18 protein-coding genes are annotated in these 15,919 nt (G+C 65.0%); 4 read left to right on the top strand and 14 right to left on the bottom strand.

Annotated features, from left to right (window positions below):
* The first annotated feature begins 28 nt into the window (after window positions 1-28).
* The gene (locus HNP02_RS05745) at window positions 29-1,081 is read left to right on the top strand and encodes a M48 family metallopeptidase (RefSeq protein WP_184435992.1); all 1,053 of its coding nucleotides are present in this window, start codon (window positions 29-31) and stop codon (window positions 1,079-1,081) included.
* 12 nt (window positions 1,082-1,093) lie between these two features.
* Here HNP02_RS05745 and HNP02_RS05740 read toward each other — a convergent pair whose 3' ends face one another.
* The gene (locus HNP02_RS05740; protein WP_184435990.1) at window positions 1,094-1,699 is read right to left on the bottom strand and encodes a TetR/AcrR family transcriptional regulator; all 606 of its coding nucleotides are present in this window, start codon (window positions 1,697-1,699) and stop codon (window positions 1,094-1,096) included.
* A gap of 601 nt (window positions 1,700-2,300) precedes the next feature.
* Between HNP02_RS05740 and HNP02_RS05735 the strand changes: the two genes are divergently transcribed.
* A complete protein-coding gene (locus HNP02_RS05735; protein WP_184435988.1) occupies window positions 2,301-3,929 on the top strand; it encodes a GMC family oxidoreductase in 1,629 nt (542 codons plus the stop codon).
* A 27-nt stretch (window positions 3,930-3,956) separates the two neighbouring features.
* Here HNP02_RS05735 and HNP02_RS05730 read toward each other — a convergent pair whose 3' ends face one another.
* Window positions 3,957-4,379 (bottom strand): aldehyde dehydrogenase family protein, encoded by a 423-nt coding sequence (locus HNP02_RS05730; protein ID WP_184435986.1) that lies wholly within the window; start codon window positions 4,377-4,379, stop codon window positions 3,957-3,959.
* A 75-nt stretch (window positions 4,380-4,454) separates the two neighbouring features.
* Entirely contained in the window at window positions 4,455-4,928 is a 474-nt protein-coding gene (locus HNP02_RS05725) for a DinB family protein (RefSeq protein WP_184435984.1), read from the bottom strand.
* A 324-nt stretch (window positions 4,929-5,252) separates the two neighbouring features.
* On the opposite strand from HNP02_RS05725, the gene HNP02_RS05720 reads away from it, so the two are divergent.
* On the top strand, window positions 5,253-6,167 hold the full coding sequence (locus tag HNP02_RS05720) for an MBL fold metallo-hydrolase (protein ID WP_184435982.1): 915 nt from the start codon (window positions 5,253-5,255) through the stop codon (window positions 6,165-6,167).
* 23 nt (window positions 6,168-6,190) lie between these two features.
* Here the strand turns inward: HNP02_RS05720 and HNP02_RS05715 are convergent, their stop codons facing one another.
* From HNP02_RS05715 to HNP02_RS05705, 3 genes are all read right to left on the bottom strand, one after another.
* Window positions 6,191-6,736, bottom strand: a complete 546-nt coding sequence (locus tag HNP02_RS05715) for a GNAT family N-acetyltransferase (protein WP_221317195.1) — start codon at window positions 6,734-6,736, stop codon at window positions 6,191-6,193.
* Window positions 6,688-7,095, bottom strand: coding sequence for a nuclear transport factor 2 family protein (locus HNP02_RS05710; RefSeq protein WP_309241448.1), 408 nt, complete (start codon window positions 7,093-7,095; stop codon window positions 6,688-6,690). Before HNP02_RS05710 ends, HNP02_RS05715 begins: the two co-directional genes overlap by 49 nt.
* Window positions 7,096-7,290: 195 nt before the next feature.
* Complete coding sequence (locus HNP02_RS05705) at window positions 7,291-7,563, bottom strand: hypothetical protein (RefSeq protein ID WP_184435976.1); 273 nt, start codon at window positions 7,561-7,563, stop codon at window positions 7,291-7,293.
* 221 nt (window positions 7,564-7,784) lie between these two features.
* On the opposite strand from HNP02_RS05705, the gene HNP02_RS05700 reads away from it, so the two are divergent.
* Complete coding sequence (locus HNP02_RS05700; protein ID WP_255506215.1) at window positions 7,785-8,180, top strand: GNAT family N-acetyltransferase; 396 nt, start codon at window positions 7,785-7,787, stop codon at window positions 8,178-8,180.
* A 4-nt stretch (window positions 8,181-8,184) separates the two neighbouring features.
* Here HNP02_RS05700 and HNP02_RS05695 read toward each other — a convergent pair whose 3' ends face one another.
* The 8 genes from HNP02_RS05695 to HNP02_RS05660 all read right to left on the bottom strand — a co-directional run bounded on the left by HNP02_RS05695 (window position 8,185) and on the right by HNP02_RS05660 (window position 15,906).
* On the bottom strand, window positions 8,185-9,600 hold the full coding sequence (locus HNP02_RS05695; protein WP_184435974.1) for an amidase: 1,416 nt from the start codon (window positions 9,598-9,600) through the stop codon (window positions 8,185-8,187).
* A gap of 67 nt (window positions 9,601-9,667) precedes the next feature.
* Window positions 9,668-10,357: an alpha/beta hydrolase gene (locus HNP02_RS05690; protein WP_309241427.1), complete on the bottom strand. Its 690-nt coding sequence runs from the start codon at window positions 10,355-10,357 to the stop codon at window positions 9,668-9,670.
* Window positions 10,358-10,630: 273 nt separating this feature from the next.
* A complete protein-coding gene (locus tag HNP02_RS05685; RefSeq protein WP_184435973.1) occupies window positions 10,631-10,942 on the bottom strand; it encodes a barstar family protein in 312 nt (103 codons plus the stop codon).
* The gene (locus tag HNP02_RS05680) at window positions 10,942-11,367 is read right to left on the bottom strand and encodes a ribonuclease domain-containing protein (RefSeq protein WP_184435971.1); all 426 of its coding nucleotides are present in this window, start codon (window positions 11,365-11,367) and stop codon (window positions 10,942-10,944) included. Before HNP02_RS05680 ends, HNP02_RS05685 begins: the two co-directional genes overlap by 1 nt.
* A 46-nt stretch (window positions 11,368-11,413) precedes the next feature.
* The gene (locus tag HNP02_RS05675) at window positions 11,414-12,748 is read right to left on the bottom strand and encodes an NtaA/DmoA family FMN-dependent monooxygenase (protein ID WP_184435969.1); all 1,335 of its coding nucleotides are present in this window, start codon (window positions 12,746-12,748) and stop codon (window positions 11,414-11,416) included.
* Entirely contained in the window at window positions 12,745-13,809 is a 1,065-nt protein-coding gene (locus HNP02_RS05670; protein ID WP_184435958.1) for an LLM class flavin-dependent oxidoreductase, read from the bottom strand. The genes HNP02_RS05675 and HNP02_RS05670 overlap by 4 nt, the downstream gene beginning before the upstream one ends.
* 1 nt (window position 13,810) lies before the next feature.
* A complete protein-coding gene (locus HNP02_RS05665; RefSeq protein ID WP_184435956.1) occupies window positions 13,811-14,842 on the bottom strand; it encodes an aldo/keto reductase in 1,032 nt (343 codons plus the stop codon).
* Window positions 14,843-14,877: 35 nt separating this feature from the next.
* On the bottom strand, window positions 14,878-15,906 hold the full coding sequence (locus HNP02_RS05660; protein WP_184435954.1) for an aldo/keto reductase: 1,029 nt from the start codon (window positions 15,904-15,906) through the stop codon (window positions 14,878-14,880).
* Window positions 15,907-15,919 lie beyond the last annotated feature (13 nt).

Genomic DNA, 15,919 nt, shown 5'->3' with positions numbered 1-15,919 from the left:
GAATAACCCACATGAACGGAGTCGTTCAATGACAGAGGACGCAGCGGAGCGAAGAACCTTCCCCGACATCAGTTCGCGCGCGTGGGAGCATCCCGCGGACCGGACTGCGCTGACAGCGCTACGCAGGCTCAAGGGATTCGATCAGATCCTCAAGGTGCTGTCGGGCATGCTGCGGGAACGCCAGCATCGGCTGCTGTACCTGGCGAGTTCTGCACGCGTGGGGTCGCGCCAGTTCGCTGATCTCGACGCGTTGCTCGACGAGTGTGTTTCGGTGCTCGATGCGCCGGTCAAGCCAGAGTTGTTCGTCGTGCAGTCGCCGATCGTCAACGCGTATGCGATCGGGATGGAGCAGCCGTTTATCGTGCTCACCTCCGGCATGTATGACTTGATGAGCGTCGACGAGATGCGCTTCGTCATCGGCCACGAACTCGGCCACGCCCTCAGCGGCCACGCCGTGTATCGGACCATGCTGATGCACCTCATGCGGCTGGCGTCGACGTTCGGCTTCGTTCCTGTCGGTGGCTGGGCGTTGCGGGCCATCGTCGCCGCACTCATGGAGTGGCAGCGAAAGTCGGAGCTGTCCGGCGACCGCGCAGGCTTGTTGTGCGGGCAGGACTTCGATGCCGCCATCCGGGTGCAACTGAAGCTCGCCGGCGGCGGCCGACTCGACAAGATGGACTCGCAGGCCTTCCTCGCGCAGGCCGCCGAATACGACCGCAGCGGCGACATGCGCGACGGAGTGCTCAAGCTGCTCAATCTCGAGCTCGAGACCCATCCGTTCTCCGTGCTGCGGGCTGCCGCACTGACGAAATGGGTCGATACCGGCGGCTACGGCGCCATCCTCGCCGGGGAATACCCCGTCCGGTCGGATGACGAAAAGCATTCCTGGACTGGCGATGTCGCCGCCGCCGCACGCGAGTACCGCGATGGTTTCGACCAATCCGATGATCCGCTGATTCGCGGTCTGCGGGATGGGGTTTCGGGTGTCGTCGACGGAGTGGGCCGAGCCGCGACGAATGCCGCAGACTCGTTGGGGCGCAAGATCTCGGAGTGGCGCGGTAACAGCAGTCCCGAAGACTGACCCCCCAGCTCCCTATTTGGCAGGTGTTCTACGTGGCTTGGGCGGCGAGACGAGACCGTCGGCAGTTCGCCGTGCCGAGTCGATCACCTCACCCTGGGTAGTGGCGTCGGACATGGCGCGTGAGATCGAGATTGTCCCCACCATCAGCGCGACAATGCTCCATGCCCGGCGCCGCCGATCGGGTCGTGGGCCGTCAAGCAGGTCTTCGATCTGACTGGCCAGCGCAGCGATCTTGCGCTCGTAGGCCTCTCGCGTGGCGGTCCCCGCCCGCGCTACGTCTGCGTTCAGGGCGGGCATTACGCAACCGCCACCTGGGTCCGTCACGTGGGCAGCACTGATGTAGTCGTCGAGAAACTCGTTGAGCTTCACTCGACGTTCGGCTTTGGTGCCCGACTCGGTCTCGGAGAGGAACGGCTCGCCGACCGCAGCATCGACGATCGCCTCGAGCATCGCCTCCTTGTTCGCGAAGTTGGAGTAGAACGCGCCGGAGGTCACGTCCGCCGCTGCGGCGAGTCCGTCCACCCCTATTCCGTTGAAGCCGTCAACCTTCATCGCACGCATTCCGGCGCGTACGAGGGCGGCGCGTGCCTTGGCCTTCTGATCGGGTGGATATCTCATGTCATCCCCGCTGCACATTTCTCAGGATCGGAGTACGCATGCCCATATAGCATAGATATCGCTATCGTATACCAATCCTGTGCACCGGCTGCGAATCTCGGCAATCGCGCCGACCGTACAATCGGCTGCTGATTGGCTGGGAACAGCTTGGGAAGGGAGTCGGAAATCGGGACACGTGGGCGTCCGCAAGACTGACGCAGTAGCCACTGAACTGCGGGGGCACTACTCGCTCCCGGGTGACTCGAAGATGTGAAACATGCTGTTCAAAAGCCACTTTCGTGCGATTCTACTTTGCGGATGTGCCGCGCCAGGCACTTCCCTGGATGCCTCGCCCTGACGGGCGCCGTGCTGATACTGACTCGCGCGCAAGTTTTTATTGCGCCCGCCGGACGACCTTGACCCCGCCCCATCTATCAAATACGTTCGTTACATCACGGTCGTGATTCCATAGAAGTGTTCCGTCGGTAGCAGTCAACTGCCCGGCCGAACGCCGTCGCTACGACGACATCGAAGTCGTCGTACTCAGATCAACGCGGGCGAACCAGGAACTGGCCCAACGAGTTCCGCGTCGACCGGTCAGTGAATACAGGAGCATTGTCAAATGGATTCAAGCACTAAAAGTTTCGCTGACTTCGAATCGTCTTCCGGGCGCACGCCGGAGTTCGATTTCATCGTCTGCGGGTCGGGTTCGTCGGGATCTGTGGTCGCGGGCCGGCTTGCGGAGCACCCCGAGGTCCGCGTGCTGTTGTTGGAGGCCGGCGGAGATGACGAGATACCGCAGGTACGGACAGCTGGTCAATGGCCACTGAACCTGGGGACGGAGCGGGACTGGAACTTCCACGCCGCTCCCGACAACGCCGTGAATGGCCGTGCGGTGCCAATGTCGATGGGGAAGGTCCTTGGCGGCGGGTCAAGCATCAACACGATGATCTGGGCTTGGGGGCACCGCAGCGACTGGGACTACTTTGCCGCTGAGTCCGGCGACCCAGCGTGGGGTTATGACTCGATCCTCGACGTCTACCGCCGCATCGAGGACTGGCACGGCACCCCCGACCCCCGCTACCGGGGAACCGGTGGGCCAGTATTCGTCCAGACGGCGCCCGATCCTCACCCGATCGCCTACGCCGTGGTTGACGGCGCAAAATCATTGGGAATACCCACCTTTGACAGCCACAACGGCGAGATGATGGAGGGTCCCGGCGGTGCGGCGATCATCGACCTGCGCATACGCGACGGCTTCCGCCAGTCCGCCTACCGCTCATATGTCCATCCGCACCGCACGCAGCCCAATCTGACCGTGTTCCCAAATGCGTTGGTCATCAGGCTGGTGATGAACGACTCCACGGTTACCGGTGTGGAGTTCATCCATGGCGGCAAGGTCTACCGAGCAGGAGCAGCCAACGAGGTGGTGCTTTCCCTTGGCGCATTCAACACGCCCAAACTCCTCATGCAATCCGGCATCGGCGACAACGCCCACCTTCAACGTCACGGCATACCAGTCGTTCAGCATCTACCGGGCGTGGGCCAAAACTTCCAGGACCACGTCGGATTCGACTGCCTCTGGGAATGCAAAGAGCCGATCACACCACGCAACAACGGCGTGGAAGCCACTTACTTCTGGCGAAGCGATCCGGGGCTGGACTCCCCTGATCTGCAGACGTGCCAGGCCCAGTTTCCCAAGTCGTCCAGCGCTGAGAACACCAAGCGGTTCGACCCGCCCGAAGCGAGCTGGAATCTGTTCCCCGGTCTCGTGCAGGCCAAGAGCCGCGGGGAGATTCTATTGACCGGACCGAGCCCTCACGACGCGCTCGACATCCGCGCAAGGTTCCTGTCTCATCCGGATGACCTCAAAGCGGCGGTCGCTGCGGTTGAACTGGCAAGGGAAGTCGGCAACTCGGCTGAGTTGAACCCTTTCACCAAGCGCGAAGTGATGCCCGGCCCGCTCAAAGGTGCTGAGTTGGAACGGTTCATCCGCGATGCGGCGTCAACCTACTGGCACCAAAGTGGCACCGCCAAGATGGGCAACGACGCGATGGCCGTCGTCGACGGCAATCTCAAAGTGCACGGAGTCAACCGGCTGCGGGTTGCCGACGCGTCCATCATGCCGCGGATCACTACGGGAAACACACAGGCCCCGTGCGTCGTCATCGGCGAACGCGCCGCTGACATCCTGCGCGCCGACCACAACCTGCCCGTGGCGCCGAGCCTCGCAGGCGGTGAGCGTGGATAGCGCGTTCGCGCCAGTGGGCGTGCACGGTCAGACTGCCTGCGGTGCCACCCAGAACGTGCGCAGGTTGGTGAACTCCCGGACCCCCGCAGCGCCAAGTTCACGACCGTAGCCGCTGCGCTTGATGCCGCCGAAAGGCACTCGGGGATCGGAAGATACGAACGAGTTGACGAAGAGCGCACCCGATCGGATACGGCGGCCCACCGCCAGGGCATGGTCGGTGTCGCGACTCCAGACGCTGGCCGCCAACCCGTACTCGGTGTCGTTGGCGATCGCGACGGCCTCGTCGTCGTCGCTCACGATGATCAACGCCGCCACGGGACCGAAGGTCTCCTCCGCCACCACCGGCATGGCTGCCGTCACGTCAGTCAAGACGGTGGGCGCGAAGAAGTGTTCGTGGCCGGATTCATCTGGGTCGCAGTCGGTGTGGTGATTCTCGAGGTCGTCACGCATGGCTTCACCCGCAAGCCCCCGGTCATGTAGTTCAAGGACGCCGACACGGCTCAGATCGACTGAGCGGCGAGAGGTTCAGCTGGGCTCGTCGATCTGTTCGCGGAGGATGTCCCCGTGACCGGCGTGCCTGGCGAACTCTTGGATCATGAGGAGCAGGGTCCAGCGCATGCTGACCACTCCCTGGCGGGGATTGTCCTTGGTGTCGTCGAGGTCGAAGCGGGATGCGATCTCGCGTGATCGTTGGCTCGCGCGCTCGAACTCGGCGATGACGTCTAGTAGCGACTCGTCGTCGGTGACGGCGAAGGTGCCCTCGTCGCGGCGGGAGTAGCCATCGCATTCGGATTCGTCGAGTCCCGCCCAGAACCGTTGGAACCAAATCCGTTCCGCGCCCGCGGCATGCTTGATCAACGAGATCGGCGTCGTCAGCGACGCGACGAGTCGTCGGCGGGCGTCGGCATCGGAGAGGCCGCGGACGGTCTCGATGAGCGCTTCGCGGTTGAGGTCGAGCATGGCCTCGATGACCTCTCGCTCGGTTCCGTTGGTAATCATGGGCTTTCGCTTCTTTCTGTGGTGTGGTTGATGGCTGTGCGGTGTTCGATCTCGGGGCAGGACGAAACGTCCGGCGTCAGGGAACGACCGGGAAGAATGAGGCATTGGATCCGCTGGCCGCGCGGATAGCGCACGGACCGTGAACGGCGGGCCGGCGTCAACACCGCGGCCCAGACCTGTCGGGAATCGGCCCCAAGTGTATCGCAGGGTGTCAATCCGGCTGCACGTGGGCGCCGTGGATGAATCCCGCCGCCCGGAAGCGTCTAAGAGGAGGACAGCCCATCCCCCATGTCTTCGAGTACGGCGCTCAGAAGGAGAAAAATCATGAGCTTGGACAACATTTCACACCTCGGTAGCGAGGGGCTCGACGAATTGGTCCCGTCGCGCTACGCGCTGCAGGTCGGCGACATCGAGGTGCTGGTGATCAGCGACGGGGTGCTACCCATCACGGCGCCGACGATGGCCACCAACGCCGATTCGACCGACCTGGCGGCCTGGCTCAAGGACATGTTCCTGCCGCCGGACGTGCTCGACTGGCCCTTGAACGTGGCCGTGGCGCGTAGCGGCGACCAGACCGTACTCATCGATTCTGGTCTGGGGCTGGAGTTCCCGGGCTTCCCGCGGGCCGGGCAGTTGGCCATGCGCCTGGAGGCGGCGGGCATTGCTCCATCATCCGTGACCGACGTGGTGCTCACCCATTTGCACATGGACCACGTCGGCGGGCTGCTCACCGACGGTCTGAGGGACCGGTTGCGTCCGGACCTGCGGGTCCACCTGGCAGCCGCCGAAGCCGAGTTCTGGCAGTCGCCCGATTTCTCTCGCACCGTCATGCCGGCGCCGATACCGGAAGTGCTTCGCTCGACGGCCTCGCGGTTCTTGAGCGAGTACGACAGCCTGCTGCGGCCGTTCGATACCGAGTACGAGGTGGCGCCCGGCGTACTCGTCTCTCGCACCGGCGGTCATACCCCCGGACACAGCATCGTCCGCCTGGCGTCAGGCGGCGACCGGCTGACGTTCGCCGGCGACGCCGTGTTCCAGGTCGGGTTCGATAATCCAGAGTGGTACAACGGATTCGAACACGACCCGGAGGAGGCGGCCCGTGTCCGCGTGCGCCTCTTGCAAGAGCTAGCCGCGACGGGCGAGGCTCTGGTGGCCACCCACCTGCCGTTCCCGTCCCTCTGCCGGGTAGCCGCCGCCGGCGATACCTTCCGGTGCGTACCCGCCGTCTGGGATTACTAGACGAACCTCGCGGTCGAAACCCTCTACCCCGCCGCCATGCTCGCCTGTCCGTAGATGCGGTCGCGGCGGCGGGGGAATGGGCTCGCCGAGTCGCACGTGCACGAGCTGGCGCGTGAACGCGAACCCTCGCCGCTCGAGCATCGATGCCGCAGCGGCGTTCTGGCCCGAGCCATCGCCGTCGGTATCCCACGAGCCTCGCCGTGGAACAGTCGCACCGTGTCGTCGTCGACGAATCCCATCTTTCGATAGAGCGCGGCGCCGGTGTCCATCGCGTCGAGCAGCGATGTCCGGCCGCCTCGCGCATCGATCAGTGCCAGCAGCCTGGCCATGATCGCGTGCCCGATCCCGCGTCGCTGAATGTCCTGCAGTACACCGACGAGGCCGATGTAGGCGAACGTGCCGTAGTCGATCGCGCCGCCCAACCCGACGGGCTCGCCGTCATCGAGCGCTAGCAGCCACGTCGTCGGATCGAGCGAGCGGTAGCGGCGTAGACGCCCTAGGCTCGCCGTCGACGGCCCGTCTACTGCCACTGGTGGCCACGCGCCGTCAACATTCGTTGACGTGAGCACCACCGCCACCACAGTGAGGGGTGCCGGAGCAGGGTGGGCAGGATCGCGAGCGGATCGAAGTATGTGACGCGTTCGATCGCTTTGCCCTCATGGAGCACTACCCGGTTAACGTTGCGCCATTCGATGACGTCGCCTCGGACACGAGTGTGGAGGCGGAACTCGATGAACACCAGGTTCCCGTCTCCGCACCACTGGTCGACTTCACCGCGCAAGTCTGGAAGGCAGCACAAGAAACGGCGGAATTCGGCTTGTGCCGCCTGGATCCCGATCATGGGAGCAGCCAGCGGCTGCGTGAGGACGACTTCTGGGGCCAGGAGTTCCGGCAGTCGTTGCGGTGACGGGTTGTTCCAGAAGTCCACGAATTTGGCGACGAACTCTGCGGGGTCGGACGGTGCGTTCACGCCGTCAACGATGGGCGTTGACGCGCTGCCATTCCGAGGCGTCGCACTGCCAACAGCTGCCAGAAGACGGCGATGAGCTTGGTGCTGAGTTGAGGAGAGACGGACTCAGCGTTCGACGGCGCACGCCGAACTCGACTGGTCTTCGCAGAGTGTCTAACCGCCGCCGGTGTTGATGTTCGACGACAGCGTGATGAAGGACCCGTTCTTCCACACGCCCCAACGCCCACCCCACATCGAGGTCCACACGACGGGTTCGCCATCCCAGAAGTCGGCCGTCTTCGGCGGTGCATTGGGAGGCGGTACTTCGCCCAAGGCGGGCGCCGGCGGCGGAGGCGGCTCAGCGATCGCCGGAGCGGCGCCAAGGACGGCCGCAGTGAGCCCGCCCGCGACTGCCAGGGCAGACAGCGTGGTCTTGATCAAGGTCATGAGTATGACTCCAGCGTTGAGACGGCATCCGACTACTTAGTAGACATAACCATGTTACGTGATGGGCGTGCGTTCCGGACGCGCAGTGCCGTACTCCCCCATGTCGACCGTTCCGATGACCTCAATGCGTCAGATGTGAACATTGAGGGGTGACCCGTCGTGGAAGGCAATACCGAATGCCGTAGGCCTGTGCGGCAAGAAGAGGGATTGCAATCGAGCTGTTGGCCGACGACCCGCTCGGCAGCACGCGCGAGGGGACCGATGCCGGCTACGGGCCATACGAGCGCGCCTTCGAAGACATTTCCGCCGATCCCCGCCAGCTCCTCGTCGTCGCTGTCGACGAGGAGGAGATCGTGGGGACGCTGCAGCTGACCGTGATACCCGGGTTGTCCCGGCGCGGTGCACGCCGGGCGCAGATCGAAGGCGTCCGTGTCTCGCGGCGTTATCGCAGCCGCGGTCTCGGTGCGGCAATGATCCAGTGGGCAATCGCCGAATCGGCGGCCCGCCAATGCGCCCTCGTGCAGCTGACCTCCGACAAGTCCCGGGTCGACGCCCACCGCTTCTACGAACGGTTGGGGTTCGCCGCTACCCACGAGGGCTTCAAGATGAGCCTTTGAACGGTCAGGCCACAATTGCCGGACGGCGCTGACCCGCGCCGGTGGCCTGTTCGATGCCGTGCGCGACGGCCAGTGCGCGCAGGTCATCGCGTGGTGGGGCGACCACTTGAACGCCGATCGGCAGTCCATTGCGGGAGAATCCGACCGGTACCGCGGTCGCCGGACATTCGGTGACCGACACGAAGTACGCGGCCCTCATCCACGTCAGGTAGTTCTCCATCGGCACGCCGGCGATGCTGTCCGGGTACTCGAGGTCGGCGTCGAACGGCAGCGCCTGGCATGCCGGTAGCACCAGGGCGTCGTAATCGCCGAAGAACGCAAGGGCACGGTTGTAGATGGCGCCGCGCAACGCGTCGGCGCGGGCCACGTCGGACCCGGTCAACGCGCGCCCGTGCGCGACATTGAATTGAATTGCCTGCTTGACCAACTCCGGCGATTGGTCGACCAGTTGGCCGAAGACCTGTGCGTAGTTGAGTGCCCGGAGCGTGGTGAAGGCCTCGTCTGCGCCGGTGAAGTCCAGGCTGGCGCGGGTCACCGTGGCGCCGAGGTTGGTGAGCGTCGCGATCTGTGCCTCGACCATAGCCGCTACTTCGGGATCGACGACGACCGTGCCGCCCAGGTCGGGCGATACCGCGATCCGCAGGCCGTCGAGCCGGTTGGAAAACGCAGGAGCGAAGGTCGATCCAGGTTCGGGCAACGACACCACCGGTCGCGGATCGGGGCCAGCCTGAACCGACATGAGCAGTGCGGTGTCGGCCACCGTCCGCCCCATCGGCCCCTGAACCGGGACTGTGAACCACGGGTCCTGGGTCGGCCAGGTGGGAACCCGACCTGGTGAGGGCCGGTGGCCAACGACGTTGCAGAACGACGCGGGATTGCGCAGCGAGCCGCCCATGTCGCTGCCGTCGGCCAGCGACACCATCCCGCAGGCCAGCGCCGCGGCGGAGCCGCCGCTGGAGCCACCCGCCGACCGGTCGAGCGCATACGGATTGCGGGTCAGGCCAAAGACCGCGTTGAACGTGTGGGACCCGGCCCCGAACTCTGGAGTGTTCGTCTTGCCGACGATCACCGCACCCGCTGCTCGCATCCTGGCCACTATCAATTCGTCCGCGTCAGGAACGAAGTCGGCCAGCGCGGGTGAACCGTAGGTGGTGCGCATCCCAGCGGTTGCATGCAGGTCCTTCACCCCAAGGGTGAGGCCGTGCAACGGTCCCAGCAGCCGCCCGGCGGCGAACGCCTCGTCGGCGGCGTTCGCGGCCTGCTCGGCAGCCTCGACGTCGAGCGTGACGATGGCGTTCACCTGGCCGTTCGTCTCCTCGATCCGGGCAAGTGACGCCGCGAGCAGCTCCCGCGCCGACAGTTCGCCGCGTTGGATCAACGCCGATTGCTCGGTTGCAGACAGATCGCACAGGCTGGTCATGGTCGCATCGTATCCGGGCGTGTGCCGGGTCTCGTCGTGTTCGGAATCTGCTGCGCGCGAAGGGCCGTCAGTCCGCAGCCGTGTCGGTGGCCCGGCCGAGATGCCGGGGAAAGAACCGGGTGTCGATCCGGCCATCCGTTGGCACCGCGTGATGCCCGCCAGGGAACGCGAGCAGCACCTTGTCCGCCGAAGTGAAGGCGTCGAACAACTCGAAGCCGAATTCGCGTGGAATCTCCTTGTCGTCCAACGGCAGCAGGTACTCGATCGGGATGGTTATGCGTTTCGCTGCCTCGAGCAGCGCGTCGTGTGCGGACGCCCAACCGAAGACCGCGGCGGTGATCCGCGGCTCGCTCGCTGTCAGCGGTATCCCGATCGCACTGGCCAGCGACATGCCGGAGTAGCCGATCGGCGCGTGTGCGCCGATCTCGGGCAGGGTGAGCAAGGCGTCGATGGTCGCCCGCCATTCCGGGACGGCGCGTTCGGCTACGGATGCGCTGTAGTCGGCGAGGATCCGGCCGAACTCGCTACTGCCTGCCTCCCTGGCCTGGCGGAAGTCGGCGATCAAGCGTTGGTCCTGCGCGTTTCGCGGCCGGTCGCCGTGTCCAGGTGCGTCGATGGTGGCGACGTGGAATCCGTGTGTGGTCACCGAGGATTGGGCTCGCGCTACGTGTGGCGGGGCTTTCTTGTCCATGCCGCCGGGGTGACCCGCCAGGATCAGGGGTGCGCCGTTGGCGCCGCATTCCGGTGACCACAGCACACCCGTGACGTCGTCCAGGGTGAAGGTGCGTTCGATGACGCCGTTCGATGACGCCGTTCGATGATGTCGTGGAGGTGAAGTACATGGTGTTGCCTTTCGGGATGGCCTTGTTCAGGCGCTCCCGGCGACACCTACGTCAATCGCCCGACCGTGAACACGAGTGGGAGCACCCACATGGTTACTGCCTTCATGGGTCTCACCTCCTCGCGTGATGTCACGGTCTCGCGCACGCTATCAATGTGGGCCGAATGCCGTCCAACCAATTTCCGGCGATCAGCTGAGATGCAGCGTGACTCCGGCGTCATCGAAGACGTCCAGCACCGCATCGAAGAACGTGCGCTGCCCGCGCTGGTCGTCCTTCAGATGGCGCCGCGACACATCGCTGTGCTGCCATTCGAACTCGTAGGGCCGATCCTCTGGGGTGCCGAATCCGCCCCGAAGGCAGTCGGCCAAGGCGTCGAGATTCTTTCCGAAGTACCCTCCTGGACCGTTGACGGAGCGCCCGATTTCTCGATAGAAGTCCTTGACCGACTTGATCTTTCGTCCGTCGATGCGGAAGGTGACAGGTTCGTCTGAGCCCGTCATCATTGCCTTCCCGCGTCAGGTATCAGACAGAAGGAGTCATAGTGGTCGGCGGTGTAGAAGTACTGGCGCGGTTTGGTCAACGGCGCTCCACCGGTGATGATGCGCTTCGTCGACCGGTTTTTGGCACCCGGGGTGACCACGGTGTACTCGTGGTAGTAGCCCCTGGTCTGGTCGGGCAGGTGACCCTCGCGGTTACCAAACACCACACCGTCGTTGCGAGGAAAGGGAAATGGGCCACCCGCGTGAATGACTCGCACGGTGTCGACCGCTTCCGGCGGCAGGGTGGTCAGTGAGCACGTCGGCGTGCCAGCCACCGGTGCTGCAGGGTCGGATGAATCGGCTGTGGTCGTCCGCAACAGAGCCCATCCGGCGGCGAGGACGATGAGGGCAACGACTACGACGAGCGCGTACCTGCTTCGTCCCATCGATGCTCCTCGCTAGCGGGCTGCTGTCGACTACATCATCGCAGGCCTATGCCGATCGCCCGTCTGCCACGACCTGGTGCGGGAACCGCAATCCAAGTCGCTCCCGCAACGTCGACGCTCGGTGGTCGCGATGGAACAGCCCTCGTTCCCGCAGGATCGGGACGACGAGGGTGGCGAAGTTCTCCAGGTCGACGGGAGTCTCGGCTGGCATGATGGTGAATCCGTCGGCCGTACCCGCTCGGTACCACGACTCGAGGTCGTCAGCGACTTGTTCGGCTGAACCCACGAGCAGTCGATGCCCCGAGCCTCCGGCCCCACTGATGATGAGTTCCCTTGGAGTGCGCGGACTCTCCGCGATCTGAGCTCTCGTCGACCCACTGAACCCCGCCGAAAAGACCTCCGCAGGGATCGCATCGGGAAGGTCCGACAGAGCGATCGGATCGTCCGGTCCGAACGCGCCTTCTGGAAGGCCGAGGTTCGCCAGCAACTCGGTGGTCAGGCGCGCGATCGGCAGCGTCGCATAGAGATGCTCTGCGCGCGCACGGGCCTCGGCCTCCGCCGCGGAGACCAGCACCACGACGCCCAGTGACACCTTGACGCCGTCCGGTTGCCGGCCGGCGGCAGCGGCCCGTTGCCGAATGTCGATGCGGAAGGCCGCCGCTTTCGCCTTGGTCTGAGCGACGGTGAACACGACGTCCGCGAAGTCCCCGGCCAGCCTGAGACCGCCCTCGGAACCGCCGGCCTGGACCAGCACCGGACGTCCCTGCGGGCCGGGTGCTACTGGAAGCGGACCGGCGACGGAGAAGAACTCTCCCTCGTGATTGATGGCGTGCACCTTCGAGGCGTCCGCGTAACGGCCGGATTCCTTGTCCGCGACGAGCCATCCCGGTTCCCAGCTGTCCCACAATCGCGTGACCACGTCGAGGAACTCCCAGGCCCGCCGGTACCGGGTCTCCTTGTCAGGGTGCTCGGGCAGGCCGAAATTCGCTGCGGCGGCGGAGGTCCCGGTGGTCACGATGTTTACTGCGGCGCGGCCCTTGGTGACGTGATCGAGTGTCTGAAATCGTCGGGCCAGGTTGTACGGCGAGTTGTACGTCGTCGAACTGGTGATCACCACTGCGATGTTGTCCGTCTTCGCCGCCAGATGGCCGAGCAGCATTAGCGGATCCAATCCAGTCCCCGGTGCTTCCCCGATCGCGTTACCCAACGCCGGCCCGTCCCCCAGGAACACCGCGTCGATCGCGGCCTCGTCGGCGATCCTCGCGAGTCTGGTGAAGTGGTCGATGTCGACGTAGGCGAGCGGATCGGCGTGCGGCAGCCGCCAGGCGTGGCGGAAGTGTCCCGGCGTCATGAGGGAGACGATCAGGTGAAGGCCGCTCATCGGTTCGATGGCCGCCAGCCGAGACGCGGGGCCAAGTCACGCGCACTGTCCTCGAGTAGCCGGAGGTGTTCGTCGTGGTCGGGTACCCCGGGCACGAAGCTGACGAGCAGGTCGGTGACATTCCGCAGTGCGGGGTCGGCGGTGAGTTTGTCGGCCAGCCTTGCGCTGGGTCCGACCAAGGCGTGATCGGTGGCCAGGTACTGCTCGACGGTGTCGGTGCGCCTGGGGTCGCCATGGGTGCTCCAGCTCTGCCAGCGCCGCACCCCCGGCGTAACGAGCCGGACCGCTTCAGCGTGATCCGGGTGGGGGTACACCGCCCGCGAGACCTGCACTCGCGGTGACGTCAACGCATCCGTCCAGGCGCCGCGGTAAGTGGAGATCGATTCGGCCTGTCGGATCTGCGCCTTCTCGACAGTGCCTCCCTGCCACGCGGTTGCCCGCGAGAGTTGCAGCCCGTCACCGGCTCTCGCCACCCGCTCGGCGGCCTGGCGGGACTGGGCCGGGTCGGCAGAGATCGCTTGCCAGAGACGGCGGCGAACCCCGGCGCCCGGTGGATGCAGCACCTCCCCCACGCCGTTGAGTGGGCGGCCGTCGAGAACGTGGTGCAGCCGGTCGACGGAGTCGTCGAAGATCCGGTGCCTATCCTTCAGATCCCTCCCGAACGCCTCCCACGCGCCGGGGAACGGACCCGAGCCCACGCCCAACTCCAGGCGTCCGCCGCTGATCTCGTCGACCGTCGCCGCATCCTCGGCGACCTTGAGCGGATCCTCGAGCGGCAGCACCAGAACGCCGGTGCCCAACCGGATCCTCGTTGTGTGCTGAGCAATTGACGCCAACACCACCAGCGGAGCGGACACGTGTTCGTTGCCCTGGCGGAAATGGCGATGGATCACCCAACCGGAGTCGTACCCGAGAGCCTCCGCAGCGACGAACAGGTCGACGGCTTCGCGGTACGCCTGAGCGGGCGGCAAGTCCCGATCCAGATGAAGCAGGAAGCCCAGCCTGAACGGGCGCCCGTCCTCGACGCCCGCGCCGATCCGATCAGTGGCGACGCTGGTCATGTCAGAGGTTCAGCCCGGTTCCGTGCACACCGTGCTCGTCGATCAGTGCCAGCTCCTCGTCGGTGAACGGCGGGAACTCGAGCGCCTTTACGTTGTGATCGAGCTGCCATGTCGAGCTCGCGCCCACCAGCGCGGACGTGACTCTGGGATTTCGCAACACCCACTGGAGAGCGAGCTGGGCCAGTGACTGCCCCCGCGATTCGGCGACCTTGTTGAGCTCGGACGTCCGCTGCCGGTAGGTGTCGGTGATGGCGTCGGGCTTGAGGAAGGTGCTGTTGACGGCGCGGGCATCGTCCGGGATGGAGTCCAGGTACTTGTTGGTCAACAAGCCCTGCGCGAGCGGCGAATACACGACGAGCCCGAAGCCATCTTCGGCTGCCAGCTCGGCTAGACCGTTCTGATCGATGCTTCGATCGAAGATCGAGTAGCGCGGCTGGTGCACTAGCAGCGGGACGCCGGCATCGGCCAGGAGCACGGCGGCAGCGTGTGCTCGATCTGGCTGGTAGTTCGAGATGCCGACGTAGAGCGCCTTGCCCTGCTCGACGGCCGAGACCAGCGCACCGACGGTCTCCTCGAGCGGCGTCGAGAGGTCAGGTTTGTGGCTGTAGAAGATGTCGACGTACTCGGTGCCGAGGTCCCGCAGACTGTGCTCGAGCGATGTCAACAACGACTTGCGGGATCCGCCCGTGAGGTAGGGGCTGGGCCCGATGGGACCGCCGGCCTTGGTGGACAGGATGATCTCGTCGCGGTAGGGCGCCAAATCCTTCGAGAACACCCGCCCGAAGTTCTGCTGCGCGGCACGATGCGGTGGGCCGTAACGGTCTGCATTGTCGAAGTGGGTGATACCGAGATCGAAAGCGTGCAAGATGATCTCGCGCTGCGTGTCGAACGGATAGTCGGTGCCGAACTTCTGCCACAATCCGAACGAGAAGGCAGGCAGGTCCAGACCCGACCTTCCAGACCGCCGATATGGAATGTTTTCGTATCGACCGTCGGCCGCGGCGTAGGTGGTCTCGACGGTTCCAAAGGACATGATGGTGTGGCGCCTTTCCGTATGTGTGCGAGTGGTTAGCGGCCGCGGCGCAGCGCAGCGGGCTGCAGCGACGGGGTGTCGCGGCCGGTGTCGCGATCATGGAATTGAGTTCCTGGATCGACGATCTCGTCGATGCGATCGAGGATCTCGTCGGTCAACTGCACGGTCGACGCCTTGAGATAGCCCTCGAGATGTTCCTGTGTGCGCGGTCCGATGATCACGCTGCTGATCGCTGGGTGATTGAGCGCGAACGCGATCGACAAATCGACGAGGGTCAATCCGTTGTCGTCGGCGAGTGCGGCCAGCGCGTCCGCCGCAGCCAGCTTTCGCTGATTTCGCTCGGCGGTGACGTCGAAACGACCCGGAATCAGCTCCGCGCGTGCTGATTCCGGCTGGGTGGCACCGAGCCGATACTTGCCTGACAACCACCCGGCCGCCAGCGGGCCATAGGACAGGACTCCCACACCGTATTGCCGAACGACTGGGAAGACCTCACGCTCGGCGCCCCGAACGAGCAGCGAATACGGCAGTTGTTCGGTGTGCGGGGCGATCAGGCCGTACTTCTCGGCGAGCCAGTGGGCCTCGACCTGGAGGTACGCCGGGAACACCGACGTTCCGTAGTACCGGATCTTGCCTTGGCGGATCAGATCGTTGAGCGTCTGCAGCGTTTCGAGCAGGCTGGTGTGAGGATCGGGTCGATGCGCTTGATAGAGGTCGAGGGCATCGGTGTCGAGCCGACGCAAGCTGTCCTCGACCGCCCGGGTGATCCATCGCCGCGAGTTCCCCGCCGAACGTCGGTCCGTCCCGATCTGACCATGGAACTTGGTCGCCAAGAAGACCTCGTCGCGACGTCTCTTGATGGCCTTGGCGATGATCTCCTCGGAGACGCCTTGGGCGTAAACGTCCGCGGTGTCGACGGAGGTGATGCCGGCATCGAGGGCAGCGCCGATGATCCGCACGCTCTCGGCCTCGTCCTGCCAACGCCCGAAGTTCATGGTGCCCAGCGTCAGTGGAGTGACCCGCACTCCCGTGCGACCGAGCACGCGGTCGGTTTCGATCGTCATCAAAGTCCCTTCT

The sequence above is a fragment of the Mycobacterium sp. AZCC_0083 genome (genome assembly GCF_014202335.1).
Lineage (GTDB): Bacteria > Actinomycetota > Actinomycetes > Mycobacteriales > Mycobacteriaceae > Mycobacterium.
This window is presented reverse-complemented; position numbering and strand designations above follow the sequence as displayed.